26 protein-coding genes and 2 tRNA genes are annotated in these 19470 nt (G+C 46.7%); 6 read left to right on the top strand and 22 right to left on the bottom strand.

Going from position 1 to position 19470, the window contains the following annotated elements:
• Together QVC96_RS02000 and rpl7ae are read left to right on the top strand one after the other, a co-directional pair.
• Positions 1-1695: a glutamate--tRNA ligase gene (locus QVC96_RS02000; RefSeq protein WP_425597974.1), complete on the top strand. Its 1695-nt coding sequence runs from the start codon at positions 1-3 to the stop codon at positions 1693-1695.
• 62 nt (positions 1696-1757) lie between these two features.
• The gene (gene rpl7ae, locus QVC96_RS02005; protein WP_012022058.1) at positions 1758-2135 is read left to right on the top strand and encodes a 50S ribosomal protein L7Ae; all 378 of its coding nucleotides are present in this window, start codon (positions 1758-1760) and stop codon (positions 2133-2135) included.
• A gap of 495 nt (positions 2136-2630) precedes the next feature.
• Here rpl7ae and QVC96_RS02010 read toward each other — a convergent pair whose 3' ends face one another.
• From QVC96_RS02010 to QVC96_RS02025, 4 genes are all read right to left on the bottom strand, one after another.
• Positions 2631-2918, bottom strand: coding sequence for a hypothetical protein (locus QVC96_RS02010; RefSeq protein WP_287689800.1), 288 nt, complete (start codon positions 2916-2918; stop codon positions 2631-2633).
• A complete protein-coding gene (locus QVC96_RS02015; RefSeq protein WP_287689801.1) occupies positions 2899-3081 on the bottom strand; it encodes a hypothetical protein in 183 nt (60 codons plus the stop codon). The genes QVC96_RS02010 and QVC96_RS02015 overlap by 20 nt, the downstream gene beginning before the upstream one ends.
• 192 nt (positions 3082-3273) lie before the next feature.
• Positions 3274-3363, bottom strand: a tRNA-Asn gene (locus tag QVC96_RS02020).
• Positions 3364-3540: 177 nt separating this feature from the next.
• Positions 3541-3615, bottom strand: a tRNA-Pro gene (locus QVC96_RS02025).
• Between the two features lie 303 nt (positions 3616-3918).
• On the opposite strand from QVC96_RS02025, the gene QVC96_RS02030 reads away from it, so the two are divergent.
• Entirely contained in the window at positions 3919-5286 is a 1368-nt protein-coding gene (locus QVC96_RS02030; RefSeq protein ID WP_287689802.1) for a hypothetical protein, read from the top strand.
• Positions 5287-5514: 228 nt separating this feature from the next.
• On the opposite strand, the gene QVC96_RS02035 is transcribed toward QVC96_RS02030, so the two are convergent.
• From QVC96_RS02035 to QVC96_RS02120, 18 genes are all read right to left on the bottom strand, one after another.
• Entirely contained in the window at positions 5515-5991 is a 477-nt protein-coding gene (locus QVC96_RS02035) for a hypothetical protein (protein WP_287689803.1), read from the bottom strand.
• Positions 5975-6601, bottom strand: coding sequence for a molybdopterin-dependent oxidoreductase (locus tag QVC96_RS02040; protein ID WP_287689804.1), 627 nt, complete (start codon positions 6599-6601; stop codon positions 5975-5977). Before QVC96_RS02040 ends, QVC96_RS02035 begins: the two co-directional genes overlap by 17 nt.
• A 188-nt stretch (positions 6602-6789) precedes the next feature.
• Entirely contained in the window at positions 6790-7743 is a 954-nt protein-coding gene (locus QVC96_RS02045; protein ID WP_287690402.1) for an MraY family glycosyltransferase, read from the bottom strand.
• Between the two features lie 9 nt (positions 7744-7752).
• Positions 7753-8736 carry a geranylgeranyl diphosphate synthase gene (gene gds, locus QVC96_RS02050; RefSeq protein WP_238024825.1) on the bottom strand — a complete coding sequence of 328 codons (984 nt, stop codon included), beginning with the start codon at positions 8734-8736 and terminating at the stop codon, positions 7753-7755.
• On the bottom strand, positions 8736-9836 hold the full coding sequence (gene fni, locus QVC96_RS02055) for a type 2 isopentenyl-diphosphate Delta-isomerase (protein ID WP_287689805.1): 1101 nt from the start codon (positions 9834-9836) through the stop codon (positions 8736-8738). Before fni ends, gds begins: the two co-directional genes overlap by 1 nt.
• The gene (locus QVC96_RS02060; RefSeq protein ID WP_287689806.1) at positions 9833-10468 is read right to left on the bottom strand and encodes a uridylate kinase; all 636 of its coding nucleotides are present in this window, start codon (positions 10466-10468) and stop codon (positions 9833-9835) included. The genes fni and QVC96_RS02060 overlap by 4 nt, the downstream gene beginning before the upstream one ends.
• Before the next feature lie 8 nt (positions 10469-10476).
• Positions 10477-11127 carry a hypothetical protein gene (locus tag QVC96_RS02065; protein WP_238024822.1) on the bottom strand — a complete coding sequence of 217 codons (651 nt, stop codon included), beginning with the start codon at positions 11125-11127 and terminating at the stop codon, positions 10477-10479.
• Positions 11105-11953 (bottom strand): AmmeMemoRadiSam system protein B, encoded by an 849-nt coding sequence (gene amrB / locus QVC96_RS02070; RefSeq protein ID WP_287689807.1) that lies wholly within the window; start codon positions 11951-11953, stop codon positions 11105-11107. The genes QVC96_RS02065 and amrB overlap by 23 nt, the downstream gene beginning before the upstream one ends.
• Positions 11950-12627 carry a 30S ribosomal protein S2 gene (rpsB, locus tag QVC96_RS02075; RefSeq protein WP_238024820.1) on the bottom strand — a complete coding sequence of 226 codons (678 nt, stop codon included), beginning with the start codon at positions 12625-12627 and terminating at the stop codon, positions 11950-11952. The genes amrB and rpsB overlap by 4 nt, the downstream gene beginning before the upstream one ends.
• Before the next feature lie 10 nt (positions 12628-12637).
• Positions 12638-12838, bottom strand: a complete 201-nt coding sequence (locus tag QVC96_RS02080; RefSeq protein WP_238024819.1) for a DNA-directed RNA polymerase subunit N — start codon at positions 12836-12838, stop codon at positions 12638-12640.
• Positions 12839-12842: 4 nt separating this feature from the next.
• Entirely contained in the window at positions 12843-13256 is a 414-nt protein-coding gene (locus QVC96_RS02085; protein ID WP_238024818.1) for a 30S ribosomal protein S9, read from the bottom strand.
• On the bottom strand, positions 13246-13689 hold the full coding sequence (locus QVC96_RS02090; RefSeq protein ID WP_287689808.1) for a 50S ribosomal protein L13: 444 nt from the start codon (positions 13687-13689) through the stop codon (positions 13246-13248). Before QVC96_RS02090 ends, QVC96_RS02085 begins: the two co-directional genes overlap by 11 nt.
• Entirely contained in the window at positions 13686-14039 is a 354-nt protein-coding gene (locus QVC96_RS02095) for a 50S ribosomal protein L18e (RefSeq protein WP_287689809.1), read from the bottom strand. Before QVC96_RS02095 ends, QVC96_RS02090 begins: the two co-directional genes overlap by 4 nt.
• Positions 14036-14824, bottom strand: a complete 789-nt coding sequence (locus tag QVC96_RS02100) for a DNA-directed RNA polymerase subunit D (RefSeq protein ID WP_287689810.1) — start codon at positions 14822-14824, stop codon at positions 14036-14038. Before QVC96_RS02100 ends, QVC96_RS02095 begins: the two co-directional genes overlap by 4 nt.
• A gap of 1 nt (position 14825) precedes the next feature.
• On the bottom strand, positions 14826-15224 hold the full coding sequence (locus QVC96_RS02105) for a 30S ribosomal protein S11 (protein ID WP_012022072.1): 399 nt from the start codon (positions 15222-15224) through the stop codon (positions 14826-14828).
• A complete protein-coding gene (locus tag QVC96_RS02110; protein ID WP_238024814.1) occupies positions 15202-15744 on the bottom strand; it encodes a 30S ribosomal protein S4 in 543 nt (180 codons plus the stop codon). The genes QVC96_RS02105 and QVC96_RS02110 overlap by 23 nt, the downstream gene beginning before the upstream one ends.
• 10 nt (positions 15745-15754) lie before the next feature.
• Positions 15755-16252, bottom strand: coding sequence for a 30S ribosomal protein S13 (locus tag QVC96_RS02115; protein ID WP_238024813.1), 498 nt, complete (start codon positions 16250-16252; stop codon positions 15755-15757).
• A gap of 20 nt (positions 16253-16272) precedes the next feature.
• Entirely contained in the window at positions 16273-17547 is a 1275-nt protein-coding gene (locus tag QVC96_RS02120; protein ID WP_287689811.1) for an AIR synthase-related protein, read from the bottom strand.
• Positions 17548-17587: 40 nt separating this feature from the next.
• On the opposite strand from QVC96_RS02120, the gene QVC96_RS02125 reads away from it, so the two are divergent.
• From QVC96_RS02125 to QVC96_RS02135, 3 genes are read left to right on the top strand one after another with little or no spacing between them, the layout of a single operon-like run.
• Positions 17588-17992, top strand: coding sequence for a secondary thiamine-phosphate synthase enzyme YjbQ (locus QVC96_RS02125; RefSeq protein WP_238024811.1), 405 nt, complete (start codon positions 17588-17590; stop codon positions 17990-17992).
• A gap of 39 nt (positions 17993-18031) precedes the next feature.
• Positions 18032-18346, top strand: coding sequence for a hypothetical protein (locus QVC96_RS02130; RefSeq protein ID WP_238024810.1), 315 nt, complete (start codon positions 18032-18034; stop codon positions 18344-18346).
• 45 nt (positions 18347-18391) lie between these two features.
• A complete protein-coding gene (locus QVC96_RS02135) occupies positions 18392-19468 on the top strand; it encodes a tyrosine--tRNA ligase (RefSeq protein WP_287689812.1) in 1077 nt (358 codons plus the stop codon).
• The last annotated feature ends 2 nt before the right edge of the window (positions 19469-19470 follow it).

Consider the following 19470-nt stretch of genomic DNA (forward strand, 5'->3'; position numbering starts at 1 on the left):
ATGGAACTAGAGGAAATTGTATATAAATACGCGTTATGGAATGCCGTCAGGCACAACGGACAGGCCCAGGTAGGTCCAGTTGTGAGCAAGGTATTTGCAGAGAAGCCTGAACTAAAGGCCAATGCAAAGGAAGTGGTTAAGCTTGCCGAGAAAGTGGTAGCCAAGGTAAACTCAATGACTCTGGAACAGCAGACGGCAGAGATCCAGAGGTACCCTGACCTGCTTGAGGAGAGAAAGAAGGAAGAGAAAAAGACCCTTTCTCCTTTACCAAACGTAAAGGGAACCGTGGTCACCAGATTCGCTCCGAATCCCGATGGTCCTCTTCACTTGGGGAACGCCAGGGCCGCAGTCCTCTCCTTCGAGTATGCCAGGATGTACAATGGAAAGTTCATTCTTAGGTTCGACGATACTGATCCCAAGGTAAAGAAACCAATCAAGGAGGCTTACCAGTGGATCAGGGATGATCTACGATGGTTGAACATAACGTGGGATCTCGAGTTCAAGGCCTCTGAGAGATTGTCCGCTTACTACGAGGTAACCAAGGTGATGCTGGAGAAGGGGGTTGCGTACGTTGATACGCTCAGCGATTCCGAGTTTAAGGCCCATAGGGACGCAAGGAAGATGGCGGAATACAAACCAAGGAGCAACCCACCTGAAGTCAACCTAGAGTTGTGGGCGAGGATGCTAAATGGCGATTTTGACGAGGGTAAGGCTGTTGTGAGGATAAAGACCAACCCTGAGGATCCAGATCCTTCCAAGATTGATTGGGTCATGCTCAGAATTATCGACACCAGGAGGAATCCCCATCCCATAACTGGGGACAGGTTCAGGGTCTGGCCCACGTACAACTTTGCCACTGCGGTGGACGATCATGAGTTTGGGATAACCCACATTCTACGTGCAAAGGAACATATGACAAATACCGAGAAGCAGAGATGGGTTTACAACTATATGGGCTGGGAAATGCCAACAGTCCTGGAGTTCGGAAGACTGAAACTTGAGGGCTTCATGATGAGCAAGTCCAAGATAAGGGGAATGCTGGAGACAGGATCGGAAAGGGATGACCCCAGATTGCCTACGCTGGCGGGGCTAAGGAGGAGGGGGATTATACCCGACACAGTGAGGGAGATCATAATACAGGTGGGACTGAAAGTAACTGACGCGACAATTAGCTTCGACAACATAGCTTCCGTTAACAGAAAACTTCTGGACCCCGTGGCCAAGAGACTGATGTTCGTCAGGGACGGAGTTGCCTTCAAGCTGGATATTCCTCAGGAAATGAAAGCCAAAGTGCCCTTAATCCCGTCCAAACAGGAGTTCAGGGAGATTTCGGTGAAGCCCGGCGATGAGATTTACTTGGACAGAGATGACATTGAACAGGGGAAGATAGTTAGACTCATGGATCTTTGCAACGTGAAGATAGAAGGAGACGCTTTAAGGTTCATCAGTCAGGATCTGGAGTCAGCCAAGAGAATGGGGGCTGACATAATCCAGTGGGTAAAGAAGAGCGATAGCAAACCCGTGATCGTGATAAGGGCAGATCCCGAGAAGAACCTAGAGGAGATAAAGGGATATGGGGAAAGGTACTTTGAGAACCTGAAAGCAGGGGATATTGTTCAGCTAGTTCGCTACGGATTCGCTAGAGTCGATAGTATCTCGCCTAGCGGAATTACCATGATATTCGCACATGAGTAACTTTTTAATTCTCGAGGCTTAAATTGCACGGCGTGACGACATAGGAAGGAGGATGAACGCAAATGGCTAAACCGTCTTATGTAAAATTTGACGTTCCGCCGGAATTGGCGGAGAAAGCTCTAGAGGCTCTAAAGAAAGCCAAAGAAACAGGCAAGATAAGAAAGGGTACCAACGAGGCTACCAAGGCTATAGAGAGGGGCCAGGCTAAACTCGTCCTCATAGCTGAGGATGTCCAGCCTGAGGAAATAGTTGCCCATCTACCACCTTTGTGCGAAGAGAAGAAGATACCATACATTTACGTTCCCACCAAGAAGGGAATCGGCGAGGCCTGCGGATTACAGGTTGGCGCAGCTGCTGCTGCCATACTGGACCCAGGACAGGGTAAAGACGTGCTAGACGAAGTAATAAAGAGGGTCTCGGAGCTTACGGGCAAGTCTTGATTTTTTGGCAGTTAATTTATCGTTAATCAGTTTAAGGAATTTATTTCTTTGTTTGATTTCCTGCTATTACCTGGTTCTGGCAAGACTTATGACGTTTTAGGAAAGATAATTTACTACCTCTACCGTCTTGGACGATGCGTTCCAACGCCATTGAAGTTGTTCCATAGTGTTGTCAAACTTCCATAAAAATCATCCTGCGATGTGGAGACTCCGCGCCGAATTTCACGCGGGCCTAGTCTGGTTTGTTGTGTATTTCACGTTAAAGGCTCCTTAAATACACAACAAAATGAGGTAGCCCCTCACGCACTTTAAAATATTCTGGTGTGACGACACTATATCAACGCTATTAAACATCACATAATAATGCTACTCCGCCACAAAGAGCTGTACATGTTACGTCATCAAGAACAAGTATTTCATCATTACTAGCACAATCAAATTCTAGATATTCTGAGAAGCAAACTGCTAATGCAAAGAGATCCAGTAGAGCATTTTTCAACCATCATTTTTTATCTTTTTAATTTCAATTTTTTCTGGTTCATAGTTTGTTATAATCTGTTTCATCGGATTTCCCCTTATTTCATATGCCCCAGAAGCAACTTTAACTAACTTATTTTCTTTCATGTAATAACTTTCCACCATTGCGATCTTTTTATCACCATTTCTACTAATCTTTTTAAAGACATTAAAGACTGGTATGAATCCATTCTCTTCTTCAGCAACAATGAAATGATATTCTTCGTCATCTTTCTTCACTATTATCTCAATATCCTTTGCGTCCATTTTTGGTCCTGACAAAAGCGAAGGAATAATCGTCCACTTGAACGCTGTCCATTACTTCAAATTCAACTCTTTGTCCCTTGTATAATTTATCTTTAGACTCTCCACGTTTCTTAACAACGCCTTCAATAACATCAATCCTCTTTATGAGATCTATAAACTCCATTTCACACACCTTTATCATGTTTTACATAAAGTGTGATATAAACTTCTGTTTTCTTTCAATATTGACAGAAATAAGGACAACCTTGAATTTTTGCCTTATTAACAATACTGAAGTGTATCACGAATTACTCACGTTATTATTCCTGGTTAACCAATTTTCAGAAAAGTGAGCAAAGATTTTAAACAAAAAGAACGCCGCGGGACGGACTCGAACCGTCGACCGCTCGGTTTCTGCCAGACTAAAGCTAACAGCCGAGCGCTCTGCCAGCTGAGCTACCGCGGCACGCGCATTATAAAACATGGACTATCCCATTTAAAACTTTCTCACGTGAGACTGGACCTCCACGTAGTAGAGCTTATTTGCATCTAAAACTTGATCGAATAGTATATTTCAAGGCAAGCAATGCTTAAAAATACGTAGAAACAGACAGATAATTTATTAAAGTTAGGACTTCGCACGTGGGGCCGAGGGGATTTGAACCCCCGATTACCAGGGCCCAAGCCTGGCGTCCTAACCAAGCTAGACGACGGCCCCTTATTGCCATTATAACGGATGGCATATAAGCTTAATCTTGATGTAAAAGATCTTTAACATTCTTTCCTGCTTTCTCAATGGGATACATAAGTTGAGACTTCTATACTAGACACAGAGAAATCAGAATACTCGATTGATATTATTATGGGGAAGCCAAAAGGCAGATCAGGGATACCCTATCATTTTGCGGTTAGATCTTTCTAAACTAGGGACAATGACTCCAATCAATCTAGGCATTACATAATGAACATGATATATGATTTAAATAAAAGCTTAAATATATTGATACCTATTTTGATATACATGGCAACTCAAACTGAAAGAAGTGTCCTGTCGGAGATTGGGGAGATACCATGGGGCGAACTCCTGGACTGGCTCTCCATAGCTATCCTGGGCACCACAGCGGTGGTGAGCACGACCGAGGGAACCTGCACCCTGAACGATGTGGAGAGCAACCCGGAATCCCTCCCGCTAATCCCCTCCCTCATCTATCCGGCCAGGGTATCCTCAAAGGGTAGGGCTAGCAACATAAATAGCATTGATCAACTGGTGAGACATGGACTGCTGGTGAAGACTCAGGCCAGGACCACCGGAGGACTGGAGAAGGAGATTTTCGTGTTCCTTGGGGGTTTCTCTCCCACCTGGACCTATAACGTGAACAAGGTGAACGTATCCCAGTATGGTGCTTCTTTCACTTTTAATTCTGACTCAAATCTGCTCGGAAGGTTATTGTCAGGCTCTTATGGGGTTACCGCGATACCTGTGAGACCACGTAACGGAGTATTTTTCACGGAATTCGTTCCCCCAGTATCGCCCTGTACCTCAGGGGTAGTACAGGATATTACGGAGTTTGGGGCCTTTTTCGATGTGGGAGCCATACCCTCATTTGTTCCCCGGGTATATGCATATATTGGAGGCACGAGCCGTGGAAGAGAAGGTCTCTTTTTCAACAAGGAGGTTCTGAGTGGTACTATATCAAATCAAATTAATGCTGCATCTGATGGTACTCCAACCTGGTTGCCTGCGCTATCAGCGACAGAGAATCCCCTGTCGTTCTTGGGCATCCCTGGCTACGTCTCTTACCCCAACGCCTTGGCCTCCCTGAGGGTTCCAGGACTCGATTCATCCCTGTTTACTTATATACGAAAGGTGTTCGGCCTTGGTGTTGGGGAATACCCCATGATACAGGGTGCTCCATTCTTCGCCAACCTGCCCTGCACGGGCCAGTGCCAGCAGCTGGGGCTCGCGGGCTTCGTGGGCGAGTCTGGAGTCATCCCGGACCTGGAGGAGAGCTATCAGGGTTCAACCTTCGTGCTCAAATCGTCCTATCTTGTCCCTCCTCCCAGGTCGTACAGCTTTGACCACATAGTGGAGTTCGCCAACTCCAGGGGAGTGGGGCAGGCCTTCATCCAGGCTGTGGACCTCCTTGTGGATGCGGTGAGGCTCGAGGAGGCTCTCGTGAGGGAGGGCTGGTCGGAGGAAATAGCGAGCTATGCGGTGGACCAGCTGGAGTGGACCGCCTCGCTCTTCGAGAGGGGCATAGAAAACCTGGCGCGACAGATAAGCGGGGAGCTCAGGGCTCCGGACCATCCCGAGACTCAGCACGTGGACCCGGTGGAACAGCAGATCCACAGGGCATACATGTGCGTGAGGTTCGGAGTGTGCGCGTGAGGGCGGTTCCCTTCAGCCGTGACGGTCCTGAAAATCCACCGCAATGGAAGGCTCCACCCTATGGTGAGGTTGAGGACCGTGCGGACCCTCCCCTGACGCATATGCTAGTACTTTCTGTAAGTTTTTCAGTTCTTTCTGAACGGTGCCCATGCCAGAGGATAAAAATTAATAAAAACTACTAGCGTAGCCTCCGGATTCCATCACTATCCCATGCCTAGAGGGGCAGGCTTAAGGGATGAAATAATTGAGATCCAGATAAACAGTAACTATATACATTCCCAACCACACTGCTGGTATCACGTACCTATAAACCATCTGGTTTCTTATCCCCTTGGAGATTAGTATGGATCCGAAACCTGATACAGTGTGAAGTACAAACAATAAAGCTAAAGGAGTGATCAACGCAAGATGAAGTTCCAGTGAAAGGCCTCTACTCATTAACCCAAAGGTAATTTCACTTATGAAGTTAGACGTGGTAGGCCCTGCCCCAAATCCCGTTATCCCCTCCAGGATTGAAAGAAGGAGAAGACCCAGAGATGTCTTTTTCCTGAAGTGAGCCGTATAGATCGAATCCCTAAAGTTGGGGTCAAACGACTTGGAAGATACTGTGACCATGATTATCCCAAGTATCCACATTGGCTGGAAAATGAAGGAGAGGATTGGTACTAGGGCTGATAGGCCGAGTAGATCACTTTTTCGCCACATCTGGATAACCCTCTGACTCCCAGTAGCCTAGGACGTTTTTTGAGGTGAAGTATAACCTTACCAGCCACTTGACATATGTGTAGCCCCACCACCCTGGCACTGCTAATCTCGCTGGATATCCGTGAACCTGAGGTAAGGGTCTACCATCAGCCATATATGCAATTATCACGTCAGGTTCCATTGCCTTATAGATTGGGATATCAGCGGTGTAACCCTCGGCACCGAATCCGACCACCTTGATCACATCAGGACTAGGCTTAACCATATCAATAATCTCCTTCAAGGGAATCCCTGTCCATACCACATTGGCTTTAAGGAAAAAGGGGTCCGAAACACACTGTATGGTATCCTTCACTTCAACGGATGGTAAATTAATTAAATCCTCGTAGGTGAAGGTCATAGGATTTTTCACTTCACCGTCAACCGTTAGGATGTAATTGTTGACCAAGACTTCCGGGGTCCCGGCTATCTGAACAACGTACCATGAGCCAAAGGGAGTTAGGGCGCTCTGTGAATGTTGATACTCATATACTAGGGGTCTTCCCAACACCAGCAATGAGGTAGAAATAATCATTGCTTTGAGAAAATCTCTCCTTTTCACAGTTAGCATATCTTAATTAGCGTTTTTAAGAAAATTCCCAAATCAAATATCGTGTTGAATTGTTGCGAACTGTGTCGAAGCGAATGAATGTTGCGACATATCATCCTTCGAGCCAGGATTTGGGCTCAGGTTTCTCGACAGTCAAGTCTTTGGAGGCGCGTGAGCGGACCATGTGAAACTGGATTCCATCTATAACCTTATATCCTGATTACTGTAGTCTGGAAGATTACAGCCAACACCGCCATCACTATTTCCACACTCCACAGCACTGCAACTACCTGGTACTCCCTAAACCTCCCGAGTTTCATAACAACGTGAGTGAGCGAGTTAGGAGAGCCACTCCAGGTCAGCGTACCGTCTGGATTCACCTGACCAAATGAAACTCCCTTGAACTTGGTTCTGGCCTTCAGAATGAACTCCAGAACGTAGGGAAAGTAGAGAAAGGCCAGCGCGGTCAGCATGTAACCTGATATTCCAATTGAGCCTATGGCAGAACCTATCAAGTACGTTCCAATATTTCCCAGAAATACCCTTGCGGGATACTTGTTAAAGTAGAGAAATGACGCTAAAACCACTGCCAAAATCATGGCCATATCCCCCGCCTCTGCGGTGACCCCACTTCCCCTTAAACCTATAACAGTCAGAGCCATGGCCATGATCAGACCCATACCTGTTCCAAGGCCGTTTAATCCCTCCAGCATATTGAAAGCGTTGGAAGCTATGGTTAATGCAGCTGGTACAATAATAATATAATAAAATATTCCAAAATTCACCGGGCCTACAAAGGGTATTGATATTGTGGAATGACCTATACTGTAGATGGCCAACGGTACTGAGGCGAAGATGGGTGTAAGGGCCCTTATGGACTGTCTGAGGTTAAGCACGTCGTCAAGAAGTCCAATAAACCCTATTATCAGAGAGGAGAGAAGAACTGCGGTTATAATCCCCGCGTATTCCTGATCTATGGCCAGGAGGACAAAATCGCCCGCTACCAGACCAGCAAGGATACCTATACCTCCCAAGAGCGGAATCTCTGGTTTATCAGGTTTATTCACGTCTTTCCCTACGAAACCGCTCCTTTTAGAGACTCCCATCACCCACTTGGTCGTCAGAATGGTTACAATAAATGCGACGATTAGAGGTAAAAGCATATCAAGCAATTATTTTCGCCTTTTGATAACTATATCGGCTATGCTTCGTAAACCATTCATGGCAATCTCGTTTCTAGGGGTGACCCTGGAAAGGTGAGCGATGGCCTCCTCGTGATACTTCCTGGCCATTTCATAGGCATAATCAAGGGAGAGCTCGGTGATCAGGCTTGCCGTAGCCTTAAGTTTTGAAAGATCATTGGATCCTAGACCCTCCATGATGATTTTTCTCTGCTCACTGTTAGCCCTCTCAAGCGACTTGATTACAAGCAGTGTCTTCTTGGCCTCCCTAATATCGCTGTAAAGCGGTTTTCCCAGCTCCTTCTCATCTGCAGTTATACCAAGGATATCGTCCACTATCTGAAACGCAATACCCATCTTTTCCCCATACTTGTATAGGTTATCCACTTCCTCGGGGTTACCTCCAGCTAATACCCCACCCAGATATGCAGAACATGCAAAGAGCTGAGCTGTTTTTCTCCTGATCATCTCAATGTAGTCCTGCTCTTTCATATCCCATCTCCTCTCAAATTCCATATCCATGGCCTGTCCCTCTGAAACCACTATGACTGACCTTGAGAAGCACTCCAGTACCTTATAGGCAACCTCCCCGCTCAATCCCCTGATTGATTCCGTGAGAATTTGAAATGCCTTGGCGTGTAAGAGATCGCCGGCCAGTATGGCGGTGGGTATCCCCCACTTCACGTGAACTGTGGGGAGACCCCTCCTCGTTGTGTCCTGATCCATTATATCGTCATGTATTAAGGTGAAGTTATGAAGAACCTCAACGGCAGCGCCAGCTAGAATTGCCCTGTGCCTTTCTCCACCTAGCAGGTCTGATGAAAGTACCACCACAAGGGGACGTAACCTCTTTCCGCCTGCACTTATCAGATATCGTGACGCCTCATAGAGTTCCTTGGTGTCACCGTGCAGAAAACTCTCCATGGTAGCATTGACTTTAGTTACAATTTCCTCAAAATATTGGTCCAGTCCCATCAAGCTCCTTTTCTAATACTTTCATAAACTGATAAGGTTAATCCTCTGCTTTCCATCCAGTCCTTAAGCTTTCCAGAAATTATGAGGGGCACCCGTTTAAGTGCTACAACATCTCTTGAACCGGTGAGAAACATCGCCGCCCTGAGCTGAAATGCCACCTCCTGGAAGAACTTCCTTAGCTGTTCCTTCCCTCTAACTGCCTGATGGAGAACTGGATTGGCCATACCGGCTATGTTTGCCCCCAACGAAAGGGATTTAGCTATATCCAGACCGTTCCTTATCCCTCCGCTGGCTATGATGTAACTATCGGGTACAGAATATCTGGTCTCAATTATGGAGGCTGCAGTTGGTATTCCCCACCCTGAAAATAGCTGGGAGCTCTCATATTTCCAGTTACTCTTCCTCTTATTCCTGACCATTTCCACAGCTATCCAGCTGGTTCCTCCCTGTCCAGAAACGTCAAGGATCTTGAATCCGTAATCTGCAAGTAACCTTGCGGTTTCCATGGATATACCGGTCCCTGACTCCTTTATTATCACTGGAACGTTTAGTTCCCTGGAGATGTCCCGCAAAGTCTCCAGCGCAGAGAGAGGATACTCGGGTTCACCCTCTGGCTGGAAGAGTTCCTGTGCAGGATTCAGATGAACGGCTATGGCGTCGGCCTCTATCATCTGTATTGCGTCCATGAATTGCTTTACACCGTAACCCCTTGTCACCTGAGGGAGTCCAAGGTTAGCCACGAGAGGTGCAGTAGGGGCCATCTTCCTTGTAATCCTGAAGCTCTCGGCAGTTTCCGGCCTCTCCACCGCAACCCTCTGGCTTCCCACTCCCATTGCTAACCCCATCTCCTCAACTACTTCAGCTATAACCGCATTGACTTTCCCCAGTTCCTCATGACCGCCGGTCATTCCGGTGACCATGAGGGGAAACGAAAGGGTTTTGCCCAGAAATTGAGTCCTAGTATCCACATCTTTGGTGTTCAGCTTAGGCATCGCCTGGTGGACCAGGGTAACATCCTCAAGGAGGGTGGAAACAATTCCCTGGACGTCCTCATAAAGGCAGATCTCCACGTGTTCTAGCTTCCTGTTAATTAAGCTCATTCCCTCACCTTAATGAACGTACCTATCCTTTCTCCTTTCAACGCGTTAAAAACGTTTCCCCTCTTCTTACCATTAAATATCATTGCGTTGATTTTATTCTGAAATATTTTTCTTACCTTTTCCTTCATCCCTCCAGTCAGATCGTACGAAACGGAGGGGAGTGCAACGAGAGTATTTAGGTCATGTAACTCGGGTATTACATTCCCATTCACCAGAACACCGTCCACGTCTGTTGCAAACAGGGCAGTTAACGAATACTCGCGCGCTATGGATATGGTGATGTCATCTCCAGAGATTATCTCGCCGTTCTCCCTTATATCACCAAAGAGGACAGGAACTAGCCCTTGGTCTAGAATCCTCTCCACTTTCTCGAGATCAAAGACCCTCCCTGGTAAGGGAAAGCCCCCAATCCCTATCATAGCCATCTCCCTGATAACTAGTGCGTTGAGCTCCTCCATGGAGGCCGAGGTTAGGCTTACCCTCAAAGGACTCCTTCTTCCCGCCTCAAAGTGTCCAAAGCTTCCGCCACCATGAACTAACACAAGGCCTTCAGTGAAATCTCTGATTTCTCCCACGGCCTGCCTGAGCACTGGAAAATCCACACAATAGGGCACAGACTTACAGGTTATCATACTACCCCCTAGTTTAATAACTCGATTAGGCTTGCCCATTGCATATCCCAGACCCACTTGAATCTTCCCGGAGGTGTATTTAGATCGTAAAGTAACTTCCAGAGCCCATTTTCTAAGTTTACATTCGCTTGGTCAATCCCCTCGCTAAGAAGCACAGGGAGCATTCCGGCCAGATGAATTACGGAGTTGTCCACGTAACTTGGTCTAACAAGAGGATAACTCATTAACTTCCTCACGGTTAGGGACGCGGTCTTGACCTGAACTGGATCCTCAGCTTCCCTGTATAGAATGGGAGTTCCTTTCCTCTGCACATGTCTTACGGCCTTTATGACATAGTACTCGAACATTACCTCATCCACCAGATCTAGCGTTTCCCACACTTCCTCTTCAGTGAGGGATATCCTCCGGCCAAGAGCCTTAAGCGATTCTAGGGACATGACGGCGTACTGCGAGGCTAGAGGTATATCTGCACCTAGGAGAGGTGTGGGTTCGAAGCCAGTAGCTTCCTTCACCAATTCGCTGAAACGACTCCACCAAGCGGGTATTTCCAATCTGGAATAGAGGAACCTGGCTGGGACCACGAGAAAGGGGTTGTTCACCCCATCTATCCATATACCAGAGAGGATAAGAGGGGCCTCAATCACCGAATCTTGTGGCAAGATAACCTACCACACTGGACTTATCGCCAGAAGTGTCGCCCGATGTTGCATGTTTCAGCACGTATGGTTTCTTATGCATTTTCTTAGCTAAAATGAGAGATGCCATTATGGGGGCATAGCCACACACGGTGACGTCGTATTCCTCTATTACCTTGTACAAGCCCTTATGATCCATTTCTTGGATCTTCTTGATTACCAACTCATCCTTGGCCAATGTCACATCATGGGGATCGTAATGGTTAAGGTCAGAGCTCGCTAGGACGACCACATCCATGTCACCATGCTTTTGCATAAATCGCCATATCCCTTCAGCCACAAACTCTGCGATTTCTGGGGTCTGCATGAGTATAACCACAGGGAGGATGGAAATTTCACCAAAGAAGTATTGAAGGAAAGGTAGCTGAACCTCTATTGAGTGTTCATAAAGGTGAGCCTTTTCGTCTATATCCACAACCTCAGATACCGATACTAGTTCCTTAACCAGTTGGGCGTTAACGTGAGATGACCCAAGAGGAGTTTCCCAGTCGCCCCCAGGCCATATAGATACCTGAGATCCATAACCTGTGTGATTGGGGCCAAGAATAATTACAACGTCTGGCTTACCTTCTCGAGCCAAGTGATAATAGGAGTGTGCGGCAACGGGACCACTATACATGTAACCTGCATGTGGAACAATAAAAACAGGATTTTGCCTGGGACCTCCTGTACCTACCGCGGGTATACCCCCAGGACCAAGAGGGTGATGAAAAGCCCATTCTATTCTTTTCTTTAGTTCTGTGGGGTCGTCTTCATAAAAGGAACCGGCAACTGCCGGTCTCCTTCTCACTGAGATAGTTTCACCTCAAATTCCTCTACTTTTACAGGTATATCAGCGTCCGGCGCAATTTCCTTCCTCTCCCTGAGTATTTGTCTTGCCAACGCCCAGTACAGAAGGGCCAATGACTTGCGCCCCTTATTGTTGGACGGTATTACTAGATCCACGTAGTCTACCTTTGCATCGGTATCTGAAAACGCAATCACAGGTATTCCCATATCGGCTGCCTCCTTTATCGCCTGCGTATCTGTCCTAGGATCTGAAACCAAAAGAACCTCCGGTTCTATGAAATCTTCAAGGTAGGGATTAGTAAGCATCCCTGGAACCATTCTTCCGACAACGGCCCTTGCGCCCACTACTTCAGCGAATTTTTGAACAGGAGTAAAGGCATATGGCCTAGAAGCCACAGCCAGTATTGATTGTGGCTGAAACCTTGATAGGAATTTGGCAGCTACCCTAAGCCTCTCATCTATCTTCCTCACATCTAAAACGTAAAGGCCCTCAGGTCTAACTCTGTAAATGAACCTCTCCATATATCTAGTGCAAGTATGGGTACCTATGTGAACTCCAGCTGAAAGGTAATTCTCGAGGGGTACTAAGAGCTCTATAATTGCTCCTTTCTCGCCCCTCTGAAGTTCCTCCTTCTCCTCCTCAGTTAATTGTGTTCCTCTTTCGTTCTCACTCATGCCATATCACCTAGATTGGTCTTGTGTAGTTAACCACTTCCCTTATAATGTCAACGTGTGTAAGTAAGCTACGTCTGCAACATAATCTTTTCACGTTAAGTTCGTCCAGAACCTTCCCTGGATCTTCTCCTGCCTTGACCCTAGTACTGAAAGCATCCCACTTGTCCGCAATTAGGGAACCGCATGTAAAACATCTCACGGGCACAATCATGGTCTCACCTGTATGATTTCTGTCTCCATCTTCTTGCGCTATACCTCATCCACTTCTCCGCCTCAGTCTGCCTTGGATCTCCAGCCAGCATGGTCCTATCATACTTCTTATAGAGTTCCTTTAGCTCTTGGCTTCCCGTGAACCTAACCAGAGCCCTAGCCAATGCCATCCTGGCTGCATCGGCCTGCCCCATGATACCCCCTCCGTAGGTGTAAATCTTCACATCAACCTTGGAAGTTATTCCCTCTCCGGCCAGCAACATGGGCTCCATTATTTTCATCCTTATTACCTCCACTGGAATCAGCTCTATTGGAACGTTGTTCACGAACACTCTTCCCTTCCCTGGATAAAGATAGCACTTTGCTCTAGCCATCTTTCTCCTTGAATTGGTAATAATCACGCGAGATTCAGTTGACATTTCCCTTCCACCCCAGAACCTTGGACAACTCACCAACAGTTATATACTTACCTTTTAATCTTGAAACGCTTGCTTCCTCAAATTTCACCATCTCTTTTCCCTGGAACTCCTTCGGAACCCCCACGTAAACCTTAACCATCTTCAGCATAGTCTCGCCCTTATGAGTCTTGGGCAACATCCCCCTAATAGTTCTCTTAACAATGTTAATGGGAGTTCTGGGCCTCCTAACACCTAGTTTATAGGGATTGAACAGCGTTCCAACGCTGAAGAGCAACATATATCCGTTCACCACCCTACTTCTGGGACCGCTTATCACTATTTTTTCCCCATTAACTATAACCACTTTCTTACCTTCCTTGAGTAAACCGACCACCTTCGATGCTAGCCTTCCCAGTATCTGACCTTCTCCGTCCACTATTACAGTTTCGCTCATCCGCTCATCAACCTCACGTTGACTTTTCCCTTAATTTCCTCTACCCCTTGGGAAAGGGGAAGAGCTTTGCCCCCTGCACCCCTTATCTTATTGAGCGCGTTTTGGGAGAAATCAAGGGCGAAAACCGTGACCTTATGAGAAATATTGCCCACTCCAAGCACTTTCCCTGGAACCACCACAATGTCCCCCTCCTTGGTATACTTATCTATCTTGTAAAGATTGATAGTTCTCATCTTTCTAGCGGGGACATCAAGTTCCTTGGCAACAGCCTTCCATAGAGGTTTCTCTTGTTTGGCTAGGGAACGAATCAACTTCCTCTTTTCTATGTTAGTACTTCCGGTCCTTTTCATAATGCCTCCACCTTCTTCTTCAACTCCTCGATCTTGCTCAGTATACTCTTTGTTGCCTCTATTAAAATTCTCCTAGGCTCCAAAGAGCCTACAGACTCTATCTCCAGAATATACTGATTTGGTTCCGGGCTCACGTTTATCCCCTCACAACCCTTTACGCACTCCTCACAGAGCGTACAGGACATCTCATTTACTACCTTCAGCTTACCATTCTCAAAGGAGAATACCCCCTCCGGGCAAAGTTGAACTGCCTTCTCGCAATCCTTGCTCACCTCAACCCTGGGCTTATACCTCAGGATTGCCAAACTCACAGGATTAAACTTAGCATGTTCTTTACCGTAACCTAGCCTCATTTTCATTTCCAGTGTTACCTTCTGATTCTTACCCAGAAGTATTATGGGAATGTCCTTGCTGATGGGGACCACGTTGGGATCCTCTGTTCTTATATCCCTGGAATAAACCATGACCTGGGAGTCCTCAGCCTTAACATCTATGTAGGCCTTGGTAAAACACCTATCACAATTTTCCACACAATCTACGCATTCCTCTGGCCTCCTATAGTAGTCGAGTGCATCCTTGCTGTCAAAGGGGATCAAACCTAACCTATGGGCTAACATCTCGTCGTAGAGTGGACTGTTGTTCTCTATGACGTAAACTTCATCCACTGCCATTACTGGAACGTAAAGCATTGAAGCCCTTCTGATAGAATTAACAAACTCAAGGGGGTAATCCTTTGTTAAGATGGAAAGAAAATAATTCTCCTTCTTTAGGACATGAATAGGCATGTCAGACTCTCCTTCCTCTTCTGCCTCCTGGCCTCCTGATTGTGTCATGTGGAATTGGAGTCACATCCTCTATTCTTCCAATAATGAATCCAGATCTGGCCAAAGATCTTATGGCTGGCTGGGCTCCAGGACCTGGTGTCTTTGGTCCAGCACCTCCAGGTGCCCTCACCTTAATGTGAATGGCCATTAGACCCTTATCGAGCGCATCGCTAGCCGCCTTATTGGCAGCCAACATAGCTGCATAGGGAGAGGGTTTCTCCCTATCAGCCTTCACCATCATTCCACCAGATGCCTTAGATATTACCTCAGCTCCAGTGATATCAGTAATCGTTATTATGGTGTTATTCTGCGAGGCGTATATCCTCGCCAAGCCCCATCTAATTTCCCTTTTGCTCGACATTTACCTCACCTTGTCCTGCTGTAGGCGGATTGTTCTTGAAGGGGGATGTGGGATAAAAGTCTATCGAATCCTCCTCATCCCTCTTCACAATATAACCAGGGGAGGTGATTTTACGTCCTCCCACAGCTATATGACCGTGCACTATGAGCTGACGAGCCTGGTATATTGTTCTCGCCAAACCCTTCCTGTGCACGATGGTCTGCAATCTCCTCTCAAGAAGGCTCTCCTCCTCTAGTCCTAGAATGTCATCTATAGTCGATTGCTCGGATTTCAATAGACCTAGCCTATACAACTTGCTGAGCAATTGCTTTTCCCTAACTGCCCTTTCCGCTGGTGGCAGAGCCAAAAGTGACCTTGCCATATGCCTGTATCCTGTCACAATGGTTCTTGCTAACCAAATCTCTTTCTTATTTCTAAGCCCGTAATCACCAATAATTTTCTGCTCTGACTTTAGAGCTTGGGATAGCCAGGGCATTCCTGGGCCTTCCCACTTTCTCCTGCTCTTCTTAGGATCTCCCATCTGATCACCCCTACTTCTTCTGCTGCTGTTGAGACTGCTGCCCTCCAGAGGGTTGTGCAGCCTTTGACCTTTTAACTCCTATGGTCGTCCCAGTCCTTCCTGTTGTCCTTGTCCTTTGACCCCTAACTTTCAAGCCCAGTGAGTGCCTAACGCCGCGCCAGCTCTTGAGCTTCTTCTCCCTCTCAATATCATTTCTCACAACGAATACCAAATCAGAAGTAACGTAATGTAGATCTTGACCAGATTCTATATCCTTTCTCCTGTTAAATATCCATGCGGGCATAGACTCGATCCTTTTGTTAGCCAAGATTTCCTCTATTTTCTTCAGCTCGTGGTCAGTGAGTTCGCCCAATCTCTTATCCTTATCGATATTCAACTTCATGAGGATAATTCTAGCAGTGTTGTAACCTATCCCCTTTACCATGGCCAGACCATATGGGGCCTTCATGGTACCGTCTACGTCCTGACCAAAGAGCCTAACTATGTACCTAAACTGCGATTCTGACATTAAGACCGTCTAGTGCTCTATTAACTTCTTGTTTTTAAGTTTTTCAATACGTTCTCCTTTTTTGATAAGGAGTTTTTATAGGCTTCCTCCAGTCTACTCTTAATCTCGTCCAAATTCATTGGGGAGTAATTCCCTATAACCGCCTTGACGGGGGTGTAGGGGCTCTCCCTGAACGCGGGTCTCATTTCCCTTCCGTCGCGGGTGAGTATTGGGTATCCCTTCCTCCTTGTGACCTCTCCTATAACCTTGGCCTCTACCCCGTTTTCCTTCAGTGTCTTCAAAACCCCATCCGGACTATCCGTGAAAATGAGGATAGAGTCTATAGAAAGGCCAAAGGGATCAATCCTTAGTTCCTCCATGGCCTTCCTTATCCTGGGATTTATAAGGGAAAGGAACTCCTCCTCATCTATTACCAAGCTTAAGTTAGTTATCTCCGAAATTTCAAGAGCGTCTCCCCTGATCCCCCCGTTGGTAACGTCGGTCATGGATTTCACGAGGTCTCTAACTCGATTAACTGCAACGCAGGCCTCAAGGTCCTTAATTCTCAGGGTCTCCTCCACTATACCCTCAAGACCGTGAAATATGGCCATTGACGAGATGGTCCCTCCCCCATGTCCCTCCGTCATGATGATCTGCTGACCCTCAACTATCCTTTTTCTTGTGAAGGGTTCTCCTTGGAGTTTACCCACAGAGGCCACGCCTCCGCTTATCCTTTCGCCCAGAACCATATCACCGCCTATCCTCAGTGTACTACCGGCCAAGATTGGCACATTCATGGATTCAGCTACAGTGGATACTCCAGCTTCAAAGTCGAATAGCATTGAAACGTCGCTATCATCGGAAAGATGAATATCGACCAGAATTCCCAGCGGAATTGCCCCCTTCACCATGATGTCCCTGAGGGTTGCCTTTGTTGCGTGAAATCCTGCCAGGAAGGGGAAGTAGGATAACCTGGAGTGTATCCCGTCAACGGAAACAACTACATCCTGGACTATCCCCGCATCATCCAGCGTCTCCAGATTCCTTTTACTTAGCTCAAACAGTTTCAGATGTATTAGATTATCTCCGAGTCCACGGGAACCCAGTCCGCTGTCCCCTGCCGTGAGACCTACCTTGGTGAAGGAGAAATTCTTGAATTTCTCTGAGTTCCTGACCTCCATTATCAGTGCATCCACGAACCTTTGATTGAAGTCCCGTCTACCCTTATAGAATTCCAGCCAGCGAAGGAGCTCAGTTCTCACCCTGGATTCATCAACATGGTTCAGTAATCTCCTTGCATAACCCTCCAGATCCATAAGCCTAAATAAGTCCCCTCTCTGATAAATTTGAGGGAAAATGAAAATTTTAACAAGAGAATTTGATGTGAAGACCAGCTCAAGGTTTCAGAGCATCGATATTACGGAGGACGTTCAAGCGGCTGTTGGAGATTTTCAAGATGGAGTCGCCCACGTATTTGTGAAGCATACCACGTGCGCGATCATAGTTAACGAGCCGGAGTCAGGTCTCATGGAGGATTACCTGACGTGGATGAGGAAGCTAGTTCCTCCCAATGGGGAATTCAAACATAACACCATAGACAATAACGGGCATGCACATATCTCGGCAATGATCATAGGAAATTCAAGAACCGTACCCGTGAAGTCTGGCAAACTGGACCTGGGAACATGGCAAAGGGTTATCTTACTGGAATTTGACGGGCCGAGAACAAGGAGAATTCAGGTAAAGGTGATGGGTGAATAATAACTTTTATTTTCGGAATGGTAACTAACTGCGATCAGTTTGCCTCCTGGGTTTCTATCTCCGCTTGATAGGTTGGGCATCTGCGAAAGTAGAGAGTGCATACAGAGGGTAGTAGATGATTACTTAACAATGTTGTTCTCTGGATCTGAAAATTTTCACGTTTTCAGGGATGAGGAACCGCCAACAGATGAGAAGACTGTGACGAACTCGTATCTTTTCACCGAGGCCCTGATAGGGAGGTTAATGGAAACGGAAACCGATTTGGATCTTAATACTATAATTGAGGATCTCAGGAATAGATTGGGAAATAATCACCCTGTCCTCATGTTCCTTAAGCAACTCATGGATGAATAGGACTTTTTAGTCTTAATTTCGCCTTTTGATGTAGGGGATGATTACTTGGAGAGTAAACTCTCATTGATAACCAGAAATACCGCGGAGGTTGTTACTCCCGAGGAATTAAAACAAGCCTTGGAAAACGGTAGAAGGCTTAAGGGATATCTAGGTTTCGAGCCTAGCGGACTTTTCCATATAGGATGGCTGATCTGGGCTCAAAAGGTAAAGGATCTGTTGCAGGCAGGAGTGGATATGAGCCTTCTGGTTGCCACATGGCATGCTTGGATAAACGACAAGCTGGGAGGCAACATGGAGATGATAAAGTTAGCAGGAGATTACGCTATCACTGTGCTGGATAGCTTCGGAATAAGCCGGAGTAAAATTCACGTTATAGATGCTGAGGACATGGTAAAAGACAAGGATTACTGGTCGTTGGTGCTGAGGGTTGCCAAGAACACAAGTCTTGCCCGAATGAAGAGAGCCCTCACCATCATGGGAAGGAAGGCTGATGAGGCTGAACTGGACTCCTCAAAACTCATCTACCCAGCGATGCAGGTTAGTGACATCTTTTACATGGATTTGGATATTGCACTAGGGGGAACGGATCAGAGAAAGGCCCACATGCTCGCTAGAGATGTGGCGGACAAGCTGGGTAAGAAGAAGGTAATAGCTATCCATACTCCCCTTCTAGTTGGACTGCAAGGAGGGCAGAGGATGAACCCAGGAGTGGACGAGGATGAGGCATTGGCCGACATAAAGATGAGTAAATCCAAACCTGAAACTGCCATATTCATCAACGATGAACCAGAGGAGGTCGAGGGAAAGCTAATGACTGCCTACTGCCCCAAGGGCGTGGTTGAGAATAACCCGGTGTTGCAAATTAACAAGTATATTCTCTTCCAAGTGGACGACAAGGGACTCAAGGTGGAGAGAGACGCTAAGTTTGGTGGAGACGTGCACTTCAACACTTATGAGGAATTAGAGAAGGCCTATGCTGAGGGAAAATTACACCCCAAGGACCTCAAGGTTGCCACAGCAAGAAAGCTGAATCAAGTGATAGATCCTTTAAGGAAGTCTATTAAATCTAGACCTGAATATGATAAACTAGCAAAAGAAATAGCAAGGAGTGTTAGCAGGTGACA

Origin of the sequence: Metallosphaera javensis (ex Sakai et al. 2022), assembly GCA_021654415.1 — an archaeon.
Taxonomy (GTDB): Archaea; Thermoproteota; Thermoprotei_A; order Sulfolobales; family Sulfolobaceae; genus Metallosphaera; species Metallosphaera javensis.

Excerpts from the sequence above, each read along its gene's own strand:
- QVC96_RS02000 (WP_425597974.1), top strand. The coding sequence starts at position 1 with ATGGAACTAGAGGAAATTGTATATAAATACGCGTTATGGAATGCCGTC.
- rpl7ae (WP_012022058.1), top strand. The coding sequence starts at position 1,758 with ATGGCTAAACCGTCTTATGTAAAATTTGACGTTCCGCCGGAATTGGCG.
- QVC96_RS02010 (WP_287689800.1), bottom strand. The coding sequence starts at position 2,918 with ATGGACGCAAAGGATATTGAGATAATAGTGAAGAAAGATGACGAAGAA.
- QVC96_RS02015 (WP_287689801.1), bottom strand. The coding sequence starts at position 3,081 with ATGGAGTTTATAGATCTCATAAAGAGGATTGATGTTATTGAAGGCGTT.
- QVC96_RS02030 (WP_287689802.1), top strand. The coding sequence starts at position 3,919 with ATGGCAACTCAAACTGAAAGAAGTGTCCTGTCGGAGATTGGGGAGATA.
- QVC96_RS02035 (WP_287689803.1), bottom strand. The coding sequence starts at position 5,991 with ATGTGGCGAAAAAGTGATCTACTCGGCCTATCAGCCCTAGTACCAATC.
- QVC96_RS02040 (WP_287689804.1), bottom strand. The coding sequence starts at position 6,601 with ATGCTAACTGTGAAAAGGAGAGATTTTCTCAAAGCAATGATTATTTCT.
- QVC96_RS02045 (WP_287690402.1), bottom strand. The coding sequence starts at position 7,743 with ATGCTTTTACCTCTAATCGTCGCATTTATTGTAACCATTCTGACGACC.
- gds (WP_238024825.1), bottom strand. The coding sequence starts at position 8,736 with ATGGGACTGGACCAATATTTTGAGGAAATTGTAACTAAAGTCAATGCT.
- fni (WP_287689805.1), bottom strand. The coding sequence starts at position 9,836 with ATGAGCTTAATTAACAGGAAGCTAGAACACGTGGAGATCTGCCTTTAT.
- QVC96_RS02060 (WP_287689806.1), bottom strand. The coding sequence starts at position 10,468 with ATGATAACCTGTAAGTCTGTGCCCTATTGTGTGGATTTTCCAGTGCTC.
- rpsB (WP_238024820.1), bottom strand. The coding sequence starts at position 12,627 with ATGAGTGAGAACGAAAGAGGAACACAATTAACTGAGGAGGAGAAGGAG.
- QVC96_RS02080 (WP_238024819.1), bottom strand. The coding sequence starts at position 12,838 with ATGATTGTGCCCGTGAGATGTTTTACATGCGGTTCCCTAATTGCGGAC.
- QVC96_RS02085 (WP_238024818.1), bottom strand. The coding sequence starts at position 13,256 with ATGTCAACTGAATCTCGCGTGATTATTACCAATTCAAGGAGAAAGATG.
- QVC96_RS02090 (WP_287689808.1), bottom strand. The coding sequence starts at position 13,689 with ATGAGCGAAACTGTAATAGTGGACGGAGAAGGTCAGATACTGGGAAGG.
- QVC96_RS02095 (WP_287689809.1), bottom strand. The coding sequence starts at position 14,039 with ATGAAAAGGACCGGAAGTACTAACATAGAAAAGAGGAAGTTGATTCGT.
- QVC96_RS02100 (WP_287689810.1), bottom strand. The coding sequence starts at position 14,824 with ATGCCTATTCATGTCCTAAAGAAGGAGAATTATTTTCTTTCCATCTTA.
- QVC96_RS02105 (WP_012022072.1), bottom strand. The coding sequence starts at position 15,224 with ATGTCGAGCAAAAGGGAAATTAGATGGGGCTTGGCGAGGATATACGCC.
- QVC96_RS02110 (WP_238024814.1), bottom strand. The coding sequence starts at position 15,744 with ATGGGAGATCCTAAGAAGAGCAGGAGAAAGTGGGAAGGCCCAGGAATG.
- QVC96_RS02115 (WP_238024813.1), bottom strand. The coding sequence starts at position 16,252 with ATGTCAGAATCGCAGTTTAGGTACATAGTTAGGCTCTTTGGTCAGGAC.
- QVC96_RS02120 (WP_287689811.1), bottom strand. The coding sequence starts at position 17,547 with ATGGATCTGGAGGGTTATGCAAGGAGATTACTGAACCATGTTGATGAA.
- QVC96_RS02125 (WP_238024811.1), top strand. The coding sequence starts at position 17,588 with ATGAAAATTTTAACAAGAGAATTTGATGTGAAGACCAGCTCAAGGTTT.